The 14982-nt window shown below is 68.5% G+C and carries 12 protein-coding genes, 1 pseudogene and 1 riboswitch; of the genes and pseudogenes, 11 read left to right on the forward strand and 2 right to left on the reverse strand.

The features are described from left to right. On the reverse strand, window positions 1-470 hold a 470-nt coding region (locus tag D7W82_RS32475; protein ID WP_120622033.1), incomplete at its 3' end, for a GntR family transcriptional regulator. 83 nt (window positions 471-553) lie between these two features. Between D7W82_RS32475 and D7W82_RS32480 the strand changes: the two genes are divergently transcribed. The 4 genes from D7W82_RS32480 (at window position 554) to sthA (ending at window position 4616) form a co-directional block, all read left to right on the forward strand. Next, entirely contained in the window at window positions 554-1009 is a 456-nt protein-coding gene (locus tag D7W82_RS32480) for a cupin domain-containing protein (RefSeq protein ID WP_120622027.1), read from the forward strand. A gap of 75 nt (window positions 1010-1084) precedes the next feature. Further along, window positions 1085-1756, forward strand: a complete 672-nt coding sequence (locus tag D7W82_RS32485; RefSeq protein ID WP_120622028.1) for a hypothetical protein — start codon at window positions 1085-1087, stop codon at window positions 1754-1756. A gap of 174 nt (window positions 1757-1930) precedes the next feature. Beyond that, window positions 1931-3127, forward strand: coding sequence for a PPC domain-containing protein (locus tag D7W82_RS32490; RefSeq protein ID WP_158617768.1), 1197 nt, complete (start codon window positions 1931-1933; stop codon window positions 3125-3127). Window positions 3128-3218: 91 nt separating this feature from the next. Then, entirely contained in the window at window positions 3219-4616 is a 1398-nt protein-coding gene (gene sthA, locus D7W82_RS32495) for a Si-specific NAD(P)(+) transhydrogenase (protein WP_120622030.1), read from the forward strand. A 70-nt stretch (window positions 4617-4686) separates the two neighbouring features. Here sthA and ahcY read toward each other — a convergent pair whose 3' ends face one another. Further along, on the reverse strand, window positions 4687-6117 hold the full coding sequence (gene ahcY / locus D7W82_RS32500; RefSeq protein ID WP_120622031.1) for an adenosylhomocysteinase: 1431 nt from the start codon (window positions 6115-6117) through the stop codon (window positions 4687-4689). Window positions 6118-6209: 92 nt separating this feature from the next. Then, window positions 6210-6282: riboswitch (S-adenosyl-L-homocysteine riboswitch) on the reverse strand. Window positions 6283-6421: 139 nt separating this feature from the next. Between ahcY and D7W82_RS32505 the strand changes: the two genes are divergently transcribed. From D7W82_RS32505 to D7W82_RS32535, 7 genes and pseudogenes are all read left to right on the forward strand, one after another. Continuing rightward, window positions 6422-7741 carry an alpha/beta fold hydrolase gene (locus D7W82_RS32505; protein ID WP_233588070.1) on the forward strand — a complete coding sequence of 440 codons (1320 nt, stop codon included), beginning with the start codon at window positions 6422-6424 and terminating at the stop codon, window positions 7739-7741. A 38-nt stretch (window positions 7742-7779) separates the two neighbouring features. Further along, on the forward strand, window positions 7780-8595 hold the full coding sequence (locus D7W82_RS32510; RefSeq protein ID WP_120622032.1) for an SDR family NAD(P)-dependent oxidoreductase: 816 nt from the start codon (window positions 7780-7782) through the stop codon (window positions 8593-8595). 176 nt (window positions 8596-8771) lie between these two features. Then, complete coding sequence (locus tag D7W82_RS32515; protein ID WP_370451101.1) at window positions 8772-10037, forward strand: AHH domain-containing protein; 1266 nt, start codon at window positions 8772-8774, stop codon at window positions 10035-10037. A 10-nt stretch (window positions 10038-10047) separates the two neighbouring features. Then, on the forward strand, window positions 10048-10629 hold the full coding sequence (locus D7W82_RS32520) for an imm11 family protein (RefSeq protein WP_199727893.1): 582 nt from the start codon (window positions 10048-10050) through the stop codon (window positions 10627-10629). Window positions 10630-10773: 144 nt separating this feature from the next. Then, window positions 10774-11544: pseudogene (locus D7W82_RS32525) on the forward strand (AHH domain-containing protein); the annotation flags it as partial. A gap of 1 nt (window position 11545) precedes the next feature. Then, window positions 11546-12130: an imm11 family protein gene (locus D7W82_RS32530; protein WP_199727895.1), complete on the forward strand. Its 585-nt coding sequence runs from the start codon at window positions 11546-11548 to the stop codon at window positions 12128-12130. Between the two features lie 80 nt (window positions 12131-12210). After that, window positions 12211-14982: HAD-IC family P-type ATPase (locus D7W82_RS32535; protein ID WP_120622038.1), on the forward strand; the 2772-nt coding region annotated here is incomplete at its 3' end.

The following is a 14982-nucleotide window of genomic DNA, read 5'->3' on the forward strand; positions in this document are numbered from 1 at the left end:
CCCGTGCCCCGCCGCGTCCACGTAGCCCCGGACACCGTGGCGGACCGCAGCTGGCGCGCCACCAGCCGGCGCCAGGACTCGAAGGGGAAGCCCGAGACATCCGGGCTGCCCACGCCAAAGTCATACGTGGCGGGAGCCAGCGGCGCGGGCAGGTCCGGCAGTGAGCGCCAGAAGGCCCGGGCGCGCAGCGGCACCTGGGCCTCCCGCCCAGCCCGGCCACGCGGCCGGGACGCCTCTCCCTGGACGAAGCTCCCCGCCCGCGTGCGCCCCGCGATGAGGCCCTCGGCGGTGAGCCATTCATACGCCACGCCCACGGTGTTGCGCGCCACGTCCAGGCGCAGGGCCAGCTCGCGGGTGGGCGGCAACCGCTCCCCGCGTCGCAGGCGCCCGTCGAGGATGGCCGCGCGCAGCCCCCGGTAGAGCTGCCCGGCCAGGTCCCGGCGTCCCTGGAGCTCCACATGGAAGTCCATGCCGCATCCTCCCACGGATTGGCCCAATGGAATTCGTCAACCCTGGCCCTGTCACCGGGCCAGCGGCGGACCATCCTGCCGGCATGACTGCTTCCACCTACGCCTCCCACCCCGTCGACTCCGAACGCATGCCGTGGATCCCCATGGGCCGGCCCGGGCTCGCGTTCAAGCCGCTGCGCTTCTTCCGCGATGGCAGCGGCTGGATGTACCTCTTCCGGCTGGAGCCCGGCACCCTCATCCCCCGGCACCGCCACGTCGGCGAGTCGCACGCCTTCAACATCTCCGGGCGCCGCCAGCTGCTCGACACCGGCGAGGTGATTGGCCCGGGCACGTATGTCCATGAGCCGCCCGGCAACGTCGACAGCTGGCAGGTCGTGGGCGATGAACCCCTCATCCTGCACATCACAGTGAAGGGCGGCATCGAATACCTGGGCGACGACGGACAGGTCCTCATGAGCGTGAGCCCCGCGGAGCGGCTGGAGACGTACCGCCGCTGGTGCCAGGAGCACGGCGTGGAGGCCCTCGCCACCATCGAGTGACGAATGCGGTTGCCCCGGCCGCCGCCCCCGGGGCAGGAGGAGGCCAGGACCCCCTCACGGGAAGGAAGACCGCCCATGCCGCCCAGGCCTACCGCACCGCCCCAGCTCCAGTCCGCGCCCGAAGCGCTGCGCAAGTTCGTCGAGGACCTGTTCACCCTCGACGTGGAGGAGCCCTGGGCACAGCCCGCGGAGGTGAAGGAGACGGGCGCCGCTCCCTGGCGGCCGCCCAACGCATACACGCTGGTGATGGGGAACCTGGACGTCGAAGGCAACGTGCTGGTGGAAGCCGCCAGGCATGACGAGGGCATCCTCGTCGTGTTCGGCGACGTCACGTGCCGCAACCTCTTCGTCGGCGTGGGCTTCACCTTCGTCTGCACCGGGACGCTGCGCGTGAAGGAGACGCTCGTCGCGACCGCCATGGACAGCGTGACGTACGCGGCGGGAGTGGTGGAGGCGCAGGTCGTCGACTCCGGCTCCGGCGCGTGGCTCACCCTCTTTGGAGACGCGTCCCAGCTGCATGTGAAACACCTCACGCATTACGTGATGAACGGCCGCAAGGTCATCAAATCGCAGAATCCTCCCGACCTGCGCACGCTTGTCGTTCCAGAGGTCCTCGACCTGGAGGAATGGGATTCCCTCTCCGCGGAGGAGCAGGCGGATGAGGACCCGAAGGCCATCATCAAGCTGGACGCGAGAGCGGCCCGCGAGCGCCTGGCCCGCGGCGAGAGCCTCTTCCGCTCGCCCTGAGAAGCCCGCCCGGCTCCAGCTTCCGGCCCGCGCCCTCCGTGCGGGCCGTCCTCACGCGGAATGTCAGACACGCTTGATAGCTTGCGTACTGTCCGGGCCTGGCGGCGACAGGCTTTCGCCGCCCCGGGCGACAAGCGTTCTCACAAACCGAGGAACATCTTGAATCGTCTTGGATTGAAGTCTTTGGCCGCCGTGTGGCTGACGTGCGCGCTGACGGGCTGTGGCGCGGAGATGGAGACGCCCACCGGAGCCTTGGAAGAGGGCGCCATGGAAGCGCCGGCGGGAGAGCACGTTGAACAGGCCCCGGTGGTGGAGAAGGGCCCGCCGCCGGAGCGGCGGCTCCAGGCGGAGGCCGTGGACTGCACCAGCACCTCCACGCTGAGCAACGGCGTGCCGGCGTCCGGCGTGGGCCAGGAGGCAGGCGCCTGGTCCTGCATCTACAAGCTCTCCGTGCCCACCGGGGCCACCCACGTGGAGTTCACCACCAGCGGAGGCACCGGCGACGGCGACCTGTACGTGCTCCGGGGAAGCACTCCTTCGGCAGCGACGAACGACTGCAAGTCGGCCGGCAGCTCCAACACGGAGAGCTGCGCGCTCACGGTGACGTCGTCCGGCATCTACTACGCCCGGATGTATGGCTACAGCACGTTCTCCGGCGCGACCATCACGGGCACCTACACCCTGACCACCGGTCAGCCGGGCTGCACCAGCACCAGCCCCATCACCAACAACTCGACCACCTACGGCCTGAGCGCGGCTCCCGGGACCTTCTCCTGCGACTACACGCTCGAGGTCCCGTCGGGGGTCACGAGCCTCGCGTTCAACACCTACCTCGGCTCCGGTGGAATGGCGCACCTCTACGCGAAGCGAGGCAGCGCGCCCACCCTGGCGTCCCATGACTGCAAAGGCACCACGGGCGGAGGCAACAACCAGTCGTGCTCCGTCACCAATCCCGCGGCGGGCACCTGGCATGTCCGCGTGTACAACGCGGACTCCTACATGACGCTCACCGGCGCGGCCCTGCGCGGGTACTACACCACCGGCGGTACGGGGAACCCGGGCACCGGCACGCTGACGAACAACGTCCCGGTGACGGGCCTGTCGGGCACGCAGGGGTCGTACCGCTACTGGACCCTCACCGTGCCCGCGGGGAAGACCTCGCTGCTCGTGCAGACGATGTTCGGCACGGGAGACGCGGACCTGTACGTGCGCCAGGGCTCGAAGCCCGAGGACTTCGTCTACGACTGCCGCCCCCTGACGGGCGGCAACACGGAGTCGTGCCTCATCAACAGCCCCGTCGCGGGCGTCTACCACGTGATGATCAAGGGCTACACGGACTACGCCGGGCTGACGCTTCAGGCGTCCTACTGAAGCCGTCCCGCGAACCTGATGTGTGAAGCAGTGCCCGTCCCCGAGGTGATTTCTTCCCTCGGGGCCGGGGTTGGGGGAACACTCCGGACCCATGAGCGCTCGGCGGTTCGACGTGGTGGTCCTCGGCTCCGGTCCCGGCGGTGAAGGGGCCTCGATGAAGGCGGTGAAGTCCGGCCGCAAGGTGTGCACCGTGGAGCAGGGAGCCCTGGTGGGCGGCGCCTGCACCCACACCGCCACCATCCCCTCCAAGGCCCTGCGCCACGCCATCCAGCGGCTGTTGGACGTGCAGCAGGACCACCCGGAGATGCGGGCGGAGCTGGCTCGCCACACCACGCTCAAGGACATGATGCGCGTGGCGACCACCATCGTGTCCAAGCAGGTGCAGCTGCGCACCACCTTCTACGAGCGCAACCGCGTGGAGCTGGTGACGGGCCGCGCGAAGTTCCGGGACGCGCACACCGTGGAGGTCACCGAGCCGCGCGGCTCCGTGGAGCTGCTCACCGCGGACTCCTTCGTCATCGCCACGGGCTCCAGGCCCTACCGGCCCGCGGGCGTGGACTTCCGCCACCCGCGCATCTTCGACTCGGACACCATCCTCAAGCTGCGCGAGTCCCCGCTGTCGATGATCATCTACGGCGCGGGCGTCATCGGCTGCGAGTACGCCTCCATGTTCCGGATGCTCGGCGTGAAGGTGGACCTGGTGAACACGCGCGACCGGCTCCTGTCCTTCCTGGACGACGAAATCTCGGACGCCCTCTCCTACCACCTGCGGGAACAGGGCGTGCTCATCCGCCACCAGGAGGAGATGGTCTCCGTGGAGCCGCACGACGACAGCGTGGTGCTCCAGCTGAAGAGCGGCAAGCGGCTGAAGGCGGACGTCTTCCTCTGGGCCAACGGCCGCTCCGGCAACAGCCAGGACCTGGGGCTGGAGGCGCTGGGCATCGCGGTGGACTCGCGCGGGTGCATCCAGGTGAACGACGGCTACCAGACGTCCGTGCCCCACATCTACGCGGTGGGTGACGTGGTGGGCGCCCCGTCCCTGGCGAGCGCGTCCTATGACCAGGGCCGCTTCGCCGCCACGCACATCGTGGAGGGGCGGATGGAGCACAAGCTGGTGAAGGACATCCCCACCGGCATCTACACCAGCCCTGAAATCAGCAGCCTGGGCCGCACCGAGCGCGAGCTCACCCAGGCGGGCGTCCCCTACGAGGTGGGCCACGCCTTCTTCAAGAGCCTGGCGCGCGCACAAATCACCGGCCGCACCGTGGGCATGCTGAAGCTGCTGTTCCACCGGGAGACGCGAGAGATTCTCGGCATCCACTGCTTCGGGGACAACGCCTCCGAAATCATCCACATCGGCCAGGCCATCATGGCGCAGGACTGGCCGGGCAACGGCATCGACTACTTCATCAACACGACCTTCAACTACCCCACCATGGCGGAGGCCTACCGCGTGGCGGCGCTCAACGGCCTCAACCGGCTGTTCTGAAAACACGAAGGGCACCGAGGGCGCTTGAAGGCCCACGGTGCCCCGGGTGTGTCAGGTCAGCACGCGCCGCTTAGTAGCGGTAGGTGTCCTGCTTGTAGGGGCCGCTCTTCTCCACGCCGATGTAGTTCGCCTGCTCGGGGGTGAGCTCGGTGAGCTGGGCGTTGAGCTTCTTGAGCTGGAGCCGGGCGACCTTCTCATCCAGGTGCTTGGGCAGCACGTACACCTTGCCCACCTGGTACTTGTCGCTGTGCGAGTACAGCTCGATCTGCGCGATGGTCTGGTTCGCGAAGGAGCTGGACATCACGTAGCTGGGATGGCCCGTGCCGCAGCCCAGGTTCACCAGACGGCCCTTGGCCAGCAGGATGATGCGCTTGTTGTCCGGGAAGATGATGTGGTCGACCTGGGGCTTGATCTCCTCCCACTTGTACTGCTCCAGGGAGGCGACCTCGATTTCATTGTCGAAGTGGCCGATGTTGCAGACGATGGCCTGGTCCTTCATCTTGGCCATGTGCTCATGGGTGATGACGGACTTGTTGCCCGTGGCGGTGACGAAGATGTCCGCCTTGTCCGCGGCGTAATCCATGGTCACGACGCGGTAGCCCTCCATCGCGGCCTGGAGCGCGCAGATGGGGTCGATTTCGGTCACCCACACCTGGGCGGACAGCGCGCGCAGGGCCTGCGCGGAGCCCTTGCCCACGTCGCCGTAGCCCGCGACGACGGCGATCTTCCCGGCCACCATCACGTCCGTGGCGCGCTTGATGCCGTCCACCAGGGACTCACGGCAGCCGTAGAGGTTGTCGAACTTGCTCTTCGTCACGCTGTCGTTGACGTTGATGGCGCGGAACAGGAGCGTGCCCTTGGCGGACATCTCCTGGAGGCGGTGCACGCCCGTGGTCGTCTCCTCCGTGACGCCGAGAATCTTCGCGCTCTTGCGCGAGTACCAGGTGGCGTCCTCAGCGAGCTTGGCCTTGATGGAGGCGTACAGTTCGCGCTCCTCCTCGCTCTCGGGGTTGGCGATGACGGAGAGGTCCTTCTCCGCGCGCTTGCCCAGGTGCATGAGCAGCGTGGCGTCACCGCCGTCGTCGAGGATCATGTTCGGACCCTCGTGGTCGCTGCCGGCGGGGCCGAACTCGAAGATGCGGTGGGTGAAGTCCCAGTACTCCTTGAGGGACTCGCCCTTGTGCGCGAACACCGGGGTGCCGGCCTCCACCAGCGCGGCGGCGGCGTGGTCCTGCGTGGAGAAGATGTTGCAGGACGCCCAGCGCACCTGCGCGCCCAGCGCCTGGAGCGTCTCCACCAGCACGGCCGTCTGGATGGTCATGTGCAGCGAGCCCGTGACGCGAGCGCCCTTGAGCGGCTGCTGCTTCGCGTACTCCTCGCGGATCGCCATGAGCGCGGGCATCTCGCTCTCGGCGATGCGGATCTCCTTGCGGCCCCAGCTGGCGAGCTTGAGGTCGGCGATGGCGTAGTCCTGATTCTGCTGCTTGGTAACCGCGGTCATGGTGTGGCTCCGGATCCAGGGTGGCGCGCCTGCGGGCAAGGGAGAGGCCGAGCCCTGGAAAGAAAGGCCGCCTCACCCTCGCAAGAAACGCGTTCAGGTGAGCGCCGTTGGGTCAGTCGGCTTCGAGCCTGGGGCCGGGAAGGCCTCGCAACGCTCCTCGAAGTCGCGGGGGAAACTACGGGAAGGCGCCCTGAATTTCAAAGGGAGATTGCCTCGCGGGAGGCAGGCGGAAGTCGCACCCGAGGTGTCCTGGAGGACAGGTGGGACTTCATGGAATCTTGGTATTTCCACTCTCCCAGGAGTCATGATGGCCGCTTCGTACCGGTCGCTGTGGGCGCTGACCACACTCGCCATTCTTCCCTCTGCGTGTGCCCACCGGGCGCCTTCGACGCCCGGGGTGATGGACGTCGACTGGGACGTGCGCGAGTTCTACCGGCCCCCCTCCCCGCTTCCGAACGAGGCGCCCGGGTTCGTGCTCGGCCACGAAACGCTCACGGGGCTGGCCGCACTGGAGGGCACGAAGCTGAACGAGCGCGTGCTCTACCTGTCGAACAGCGGGGGACCGGGCGAGGCCCCCATCGCCGTGTCGGGCATCATCGCGGTGCCGGAGGGAGACGCCCCGACGGAGGGCTGGCCCGTGGTGACGTGGGCGCACGGGACCCTGGGCATCGCGGACAAGTGCGCGCCGTCGCGGGACGAGCTGGGCGCGTCCGCTCATTGGTACAACCAGGCCCCGCACCGGCTGCTCAACCAGTTCCTGAAGCAGGGCTGGGCCGTCGTCATGTCGGACTACGAAGGCCTGGGGACGCCAGGACGGCACCCGTACCTGCTGGGCAACTCCCAGGCCTACGGCGTGCTGGACATCGTGCGCGCCGCGCATGCGCTGCATGGAGGGAAGCTGTCGAAGAAGTTCGCCATCGTGGGGCACTCGCAGGGCGGACAGGCCGCGCTGTTCGCCGCGGCGAGGGCGCCCGGGCGGCTGAAGGATGACGGCCTGGAGCTGGTGGGGGTGGTGGCCTATGCGCCGGCCTCCGCCATGGAAGCGCTGTTCTACGCGGGCACGGCCCAGACGACCACGAGCCCCAACGCCGCGTTCATGCCCCTGTTCCTGACGGGCGCCATCGCGGGCAACCCCTCCGAGCTGACGCCGGAGAACATCCTCCAGACCGGTGCCCAGCAACTGTACGCGAACGTCGACACACAGTGCCGTACGGAGCTGAGCGAGACAGGCTCCTGGGGAGGGTTCGTTCCGGCGGGGAAGGTGCTCAAGCTGAACGCGCCCCTGGCGAAGCTGAACGCCCAGCTCCGCGCGATGGAGCCCGGTGTGCTGACGCTCACCACGCCGGTGCGGCTCGTCCAGGGGGGACAGGACGAGCGCGTCAACCCCGCCCAGACCGCGCTCGTGAGCGCGGGCCTCATCAGCCGCGGGGCCCAGGTGGAGTACGTCGGGTGCCCGGTGGCGGATCACTTCGGCGTGCTGGGGGATGACATTCCCGGCACCCTGGCCTGGCTGAAGCAACGGTTCACCGGAGAGGCGCCCTCGGAGCCGGTGCGCAGCTCCTGCCAGCGTATCGACCCGCCCCCCGGGACTCCCCAGTCGGTCCCCGCGTCCCAGGCCCGCTGACCTTCAATCCCAGACTCCGTCCTGGCAAGCTGGAGGCCATGACAGACCTCATCCTGACCGGTGCCTCCCGTGGGATTGGCCATGCGCTGGCATTGGCGTTGGCCCCGTCCAGGGACACGCGGCTTCTGCTCGTGGCTCGTGACGCGGGCCGGCTCCAGGCGCTGGCGGCGGACGTGGAGCGCCGCGGGGGACAGGCCCTCGCGGTGCCGGGGGACCTGGGGACGTTGGCGGGGGCCCGGGAGCTGGGGGCGCGCCTGGCCGAGCTCGTCACGCCGGGGGCGACGCTCGTGCACAACGCGGGGCTGTGGCCGTCCCAGCGGGTGCTCAACGCGGACGGGCTGGAGACGGCGTTCGTCACCAACCACCTGGCGCCGCTTGTGATGCAGCGTCCGCTGCTGGAGTCCGGGCGGCTGCGGCGCATCCTGGTGGTCAGCGCCGGCCTCATCATCAAGGGCCGCTTCGACGCCGCGCGCACACCCACGGGCGAGGACTTCTCCAGCATCCGCACCTACTGCGACACGAAGCTGTGCTTCGCGCTGGCCATGCGCGACGTGGCCGCCGCGCACCCGGAGGTGGACGTGGTGGTACTCCACCCCGGCGTGGTGCGCACCGACCTGGGCGCGCGGCCGGGGCCCATGGGCTGGCTGCTGTCGCAGGTGAAGCGCGCCTGGGAGCGTCCGGAGGTCTGCGCGGCCCGGCTTGCGCGCATCCTCGCGCGCGAGCGCTGGTCGCCTCCGGGGGATGCCCGCTGGCTTCTGGAGGAAGCCGAGCAGCCGTGGCCCGACGTCGCCCAGGACGTGGCCACACGACAGGCATTGCGCGACACCACTGCCCAACTGCTCGCCTCCCGCTGACGGGCGGCCCTGCCCGTGGCCAGCTTCCCCAGGAGAGGCACGCCATGCCACTTGCGCCCGTGAATGCTTGGATTCCTTGAAATCCCAAAACCCCGGAGTGAGGATGGAAAACCTCCTGATTCTCAGGTGGTTCGGCTTCGGGGGTGTTCGTGCGATGGGTGGCAGCTGTCGCGTTGATGTTCTTCATGGGCGGGTGTGCGACCCCTCGCGTTGTCCACGTGGATGTTGGAGACGGTAGGCGCGTGGTTCACGAGTCCCTGGAGGTGGAGCCGGTCCAGGTGAGTGAGGACGCGTTCGCGGCGGCCCTCACGCAGCTCATCCTGGACTTGCGCATGGACGTGGCCTTCCGCGAGACGGATGCAGCCGACCAGCGAGGATGGGTGCGGTCCAGGACGCTGCTCGCGTCCTCGAAGGGGCTCACGGACCCTGGCCCGGGCAGCTCACCTGAATCGCTGTACGCGCGCATCTGTCCCGACGGGGACGACTGCTTGACCCTGGTGGGCGGGACGGGGCTGACGTTCTCGCGCAAGGACCGGACGTTGATGGCCCTGTCGTTCGCGCTGGATACGGTCTGGGAGGGCGTCGGGGCCGAGGTCGGCAAGGTGCTGAACCCGGTGGCGCTCAAGGCCCTGGTGACTTCGGCCGCGTTGACCCTGCTCCTCACGATGACGCTGCCCGAGCCCGTCACGAAGCTCATCGCGGTGGCATTGACGGCGGCGATGGTGGCCTACCTGGGAGTGGTGCCGGTCTGGGAGATGGGCCGGGGCTTCGCGCGGCTGTGGGACGACGCCGGGACGGCAACGAGCGTCATCGAGTTGCAGGACATCGGCCACCGCTTCGGCAAGGTGCTCGGCACGAACGGGACGCGTGTCCTGGTGTTGCTCGTCACCGCGGCCCTGGGCGGGAGGAGTGCGATGGCGGCCCAGGGGCCCAGACTCCCGGGCTTCTCGCAGGCTGCGCTCCGAGGACAAGCCGAGGCGGGATTCCAGCTTGGGGCGGCACTGAATGGCGGCGTGACTTCCATCGCGATGCCTGCCGCTGGAGTGCTGAACGTGGCGCTGGCTCCGGGAGCCGCGGCGGCACTGGCGATGTACGGAGAGGGACGGTTTCCCGGTGACGCGACGGGGCCGGTTCATCACATCTGCACGAACAAGAACCTGGTTTCGGCTGCCGCAGGCGGGCCGTGGACGCCACGGTGCGAGGACGTCTTCAGGAAGGCAGGAATGACCCTTGAAGATGCCGCCAACAAGGTTCGGCTCAATGGACACGAAGGACCACACCCAGGCCAATATCACGAGAAGGTCGTGCTTCGTTTGGAGCGAGCGGTGTTTCGATGCAGGTCCACGGAGTCATGTCGGTCCCGTTTGATGACTGAACTGGCCAAGATTGCCGACGAGCTACTGACACAGGGCTCTGATTTGCGTGCGTTTATCGTGAAGTAGGAGGGGTGGCATGGGGCGACACTTCTATTGGGTCGGCATCGCGGACGTGCCGCAATGGGTGATTCGAACGCCAGGACCGGCGGTTGGAGGCACCTTCGAGGAGCCCTGGATGTTCGGAGACGGTCGCATTCTTCCGAGCCTTGGGCCCATCAAGGCCGACGTCGCGCATCAGGGCAAGAGCCGCGCGTTCGTGCTTTCTGGGATTGAGCAAGCTCCCATTGCCAATGAGCTTGTCGCAAATGTCTTCAGCACACTGGCACCCGGTGACGTCCAACTTCTTCCGGTATCGATAGAGGGAGAGTCTGAACGGTACTTCGTCGTCAACGCGACCAAGGTAGTTGATTGCATCGACGAGGCATGGTGCCGGGAGGTGCATCACTACGACGAGGACGCCCCCCCTGGATTGGAAGGGGAGTACAACTGGATCTACGGACTGCGAATCGACCCCTCGAAGACCGAGGGCGCCCAGGTCTTCCGGCTGAAGAAATTCAAGGTCGCGTTCATCGTCTCGGAAGACGTCAAGAACGCCCTCGAAGCGGTTGGAAACCTGGGGGTGTCGTTCGAGCGCGTAACGGGCCTGCCTTCAACCTGAAGCGGGTGCACCACCCGGTTGCTCGCCTCCCGCTGACGGGCGGCCCTGCCCGTGGCCCGCTTCCTGTTGGAGACGGTAGGCAGGTGGTTCACGAGTCCCTGGAGGTGGATCCGGTCCAGGTGAGTGAGGACGCGTTCGAGGCGGCCCGTCACGAAGCTCATCGCGGTGGCATTGACGGCGGCGATGGTGGCCTACCTGGGGGTGGTGCCGGTCTGGGAGATGGGCCGGGGCTTCGTGCGGCTGTGGGACGACGCCGGGACGGCAACGAGCGTCATCGAGTTGCAGGACATCGGCCATCGCTTCGGCAAGGTGCTCGGGACAAACGGGACGCGTGTCCTGGTGCTGCTCGTCACCGCGGCCCTGGGCGGAAGGAGTGCGATGGCGGCCCAGGGCCCCAGGCTCCCGGGCTTCTCGCAGGCTGCGCTCCGAGGACAAGCCGAGGCGGGATTCCATCTTGGGGCGGCACTGAATGGCGGCGTGACTTCCATCGCGATGCCTGCCGCTGGAGTGCTGAACGTGGCACTGGCTCCGGGAGCCGCGGCGGCACTGGCGATGTACGGAGAGGGACGGTTTCCCGGTGACGCGACGGGGCCTGTTCATCACATCTGCACGAACAAGAACCCCATCTCCGATGCGAGCGGCGGTCCTTGGACGCCACGGTGCGAGGACATCTTCAGGAAGGCCGGGATGACCCTCGAAGATGCCGCGAACAAGGTACGGCTCAAGGGTCATGAAGGGCCGCACCCCGAGCGCTACCATAAAGAGGTGCTTCGACGCCTTGACCGTTCTGTTGCGCGCTGCCAAACGACGGAAACCTGCCGGGCCGGTTTGATGAAGGAGCTCGCGAAGATAGCCAACGATCTTCTGACGCAGGGCTCCGATTTGCGGAGTCTCATTGTAAAGAGGGAGGGATGAGGTGAGTCATCATTTCTATTCGGTGGGTCTGGCTGATGTACCCCAGTGGCTCCTTGCGACGCCGACACGGGATTCGGGTGAGTCGTTTGACGAGCCTTGGATGTTTGTAGATGGCCGCATCCTCCCCGACCCTGGCTTCCTCAAGGCACGGATCGCACATCCTGGCACCCGGCGAGACTTTGTATTCTCTTCGATTGAAGAAACGCCCATCGTCAGCGAAGCCGTCGCTACCATCTTCAAGACACTGGCTTCCGGCGACGTGCAGCTCTTCCCGGTGTCCGTCGAGGGAGCGTCCGACCCGTTCTTCGTCGTCAATGCCACCCGAGTGATCGATTGCATCGACGAGGCACGGTGCCGGGAGGTGCATCACTACGCTGAGGACGACCCCTCCCCTGACTACCCGGGGGAGTACAACTGGATCTACGGACTGCGAATCGACCCCTCGAAGACCGAGGGCGCGCAGGCCTTCCGGCTGAAGAAATTCAAGGTCGCGTTCATCGTCTCGGAAGACGTCAAGAACGCCCTCGAAGCGGTCGGAAACCTGGGGGTGTCGTTCGAGCGCGTGACGGGCCTGCCTTCAACCTGAAGCGGGTGCACCGCCCATCTGCTCGCCTCCCGCTGACGGTCGGCCCTGCCCGTGGCCAGCTTCCCCAGGGGAGGCACGCCATGCAGGAGCCGTCACAGCCGAGGAAGCAGGCAGGGCTTCGCGCCCCCGACGTGCCTTCCGTCCCCTGGCACGCCCTCCTCCCGGAGGCCGCGCTGGAGCGGCTCTCCAGCACGCCCCAGGGACTGACGGAGGAGGCGGCCCGGGAACGGCTCGCGCGCCATGGCCCCAACGTGCTGGAGCGCTCGCGGCCAGACAGCGCGTGGAAGCTCCTGTGGCGGCAGATAGACAGCCCGCTCATCTGGGTCCTCATCGCGTCCGCGGGCCTGGCCATCCTGCTGGGCAAGGTGACCGACGGGCTCGTCGTGGCCGCCGTCGTGGTCCTCAACACCCTCATCGGCTTCGTGCAGGAGTACCGCGCGGGCCGGGCCATCGAGGCCCTGAACCACATGGTGCCAGAGACCGCGCAGGTGCTGCGCGACGGGCACCTGGTGGCGCGGCCGGCGGCGGAGCTCGTCCCCGGCGACGTCGTGCAGCTCGCTTCGGGGGACCGCGTGCCCGCGGACCTGCGCCTCTTGCGCTCCCGCAACTTCCAGGTGGAGGAGGCCGCGCTCACCGGTGAGTCCGTCCCGTCGAGCAAGCACGTCGCGGCCGTGGCCGGGGACGCGGAGCTGGGGGACCGGGCGAGCCTCGCCTTCGGCGGCACGCTGGTGACGTCCGGCACCTCCACCGCCGTCGTCGTCGCCACCGGCGGCGCCACGGAGCTGGGCCGCATCTCCCATCTCATGGAGCAGGCCGCCGACCTGAGCACGCCGCTCACGCGGGAGCTGGCCCGGCTGGGCCGCGTCATCAGCGCGGGCATCGTCGTGCTGTCCGCCGTGCTGCTCGGGGTGGGGATGTTCCGGGGGTACGCCTTCAGCGACGCCGTCCTGGTGGCCATCACCCTGGCGGTGGCCGCCATCCCGGAGGGGCTGCCCGCCATCGTCACCATCGCCCTGGCCATCGGCGTGCAGCGCATGGCGCTCCGCCGCGCCGTCATCCGCAAGCTGCCCGCCGTGGAGACCCTGGGCAGCACGACCGTCATCTGCACGGACAAGACGGGCACCCTCACCCGCAACGAGATGACCGTGCAGGCGCTGTGGACCCGGCGCGGACACTACACGCTCACCGGCGTGGGCCACTCCCCCCTGGGCGAGCTGCTCCACGCGGGACGCGCCCTGGACGCGCCGCCGGAAGACGTGCGCGCGCTGCTCGTCGCGGGCGTGCTCTGCAACGAGGCCGACCTCCAGCCTCGCGAGGGCCGCTGGGGGATGACCGGCGACCCCACGGAGGGGGCGCTGCTGTTCGCCGCGAAGAAGGCGGACCTGGGCGTGATGGAGGTGCGCGAGCGCAACCCGCGCCTGGACGCCATCCCCTTCGAGTCCGAACACCAGTACATGGCCACGCTCCACGCGGGTGGGCCGGAGGGGCGCGAGCTCATCCTCAAGGGCGCCCCGGAGGTCGTGCTGCGCCGCTGCGGGCGGGAGCTGGACCGCGACGCCGTGCTGGTGGAGGTGGAGCGCATGGCGCGGCAGGGGCTGCGCGTGCTCGCCTTCGCGCGCAAGGGCCTGCCCGGGGCGGAGGCCCTGCGGCCCGAGGACGTGGAGGACGGCTTCACGCTGCTGGGATTGCAGGGGATGATCGACCCGCCCCGCGAGGAGGCCGTGGCCTCCGTGAAGGCCTGCCACGCCGCCGGCATCCGCGTGAAGATGATGACCGGGGACCACCCGGGCACGGCGGAGGCCATTGGCCTTCAGCTGGGCCTCCACGCTCCGGGGCATCCGGGCCTCACCGGCGCGCACCTGTCCGGCATGAGCGACGAGGAGCTGGCCGTGGCGGTGAAGGACACGAACGTGTTCGCGCGCCTGGCCCCCGAACACAAGCTGCGGCTGGTGCGCGCGCTCCAGACGCAGCGGCACGTGGTGGCGATGACGGGCGACGGCGTCAACGACGCGCCCGCGCTCAAGCAGGCCAACATCGGCGTGGCCATGGGCATCACCGGCACGGCCGTGTCCCGCGAGGCGGCGGACCTGGTGCTGACGGACGACAACTTCGCCACCATCGTCGCCGCCGTCGAGGAGGGCCGCCGCGTCTACGACAACCTCGTCAAGTCGCTCGCCTTCGTGCTGCCCACCAACCTGGGGCTGGCCCTCATCCTCATGCTGGGGGTGACGTTCTTCCCCGTGCAGGAGGCCGGCGGCGTGCGCGAACCGCTGCTGGCCATGCGCCCCACGCAGCTGTTGTGGATCAACCTGGTGGCCACCGTCACCCTGGCGCTGCCCCTGGCCTTCGAGGCGAAGGAGCGCCACGTCATGCTCCGTCCGCCCCGCGCCCCGGACACGCCCGTCCTGAGCCACTTCGTGGTGATGCGCACCGGGCTCGTCGCGCTGCTGATGGCGGCGGGCGCCATCGGCCTGTTCCTCTGGGAGTTCGCGCGCCAGGGCGGCGGCCATGATGCCTCCAATGTCCTGGCCCTGGCCGAGGCGCGCACCATGGCCGTCAACACCGTGGTCAGCTTTCAAATCTTCTACCTGTGGATGTGCCGCACGCTGACGGGCTCCACGCGCGAGGTGGGCTTCGCGAGCAACCCCACCGTGTTCATGGGCATCGCCGCGCTGGTGCTGCTCCAGGCCGCGTTCATGTACGTGCCCTTCTTCCAGCGCCTCTTCGGCTCCGCGCCGCTGACGCTGGGGGACATCGCGCGGTCGGTGCTGGTGGGCGCCTGCGTGCTGCCGGTGGTGGGCCTGGAGAAGTGGCTGCGCTCGCGGCCGCGGCGGCGGGAGGTGGGCCGGCGG

Source organism: Corallococcus sp. CA049B (assembly GCF_003611685.1).
GTDB lineage: Bacteria > Myxococcota > Myxococcia > Myxococcales > Myxococcaceae > Corallococcus > Corallococcus coralloides.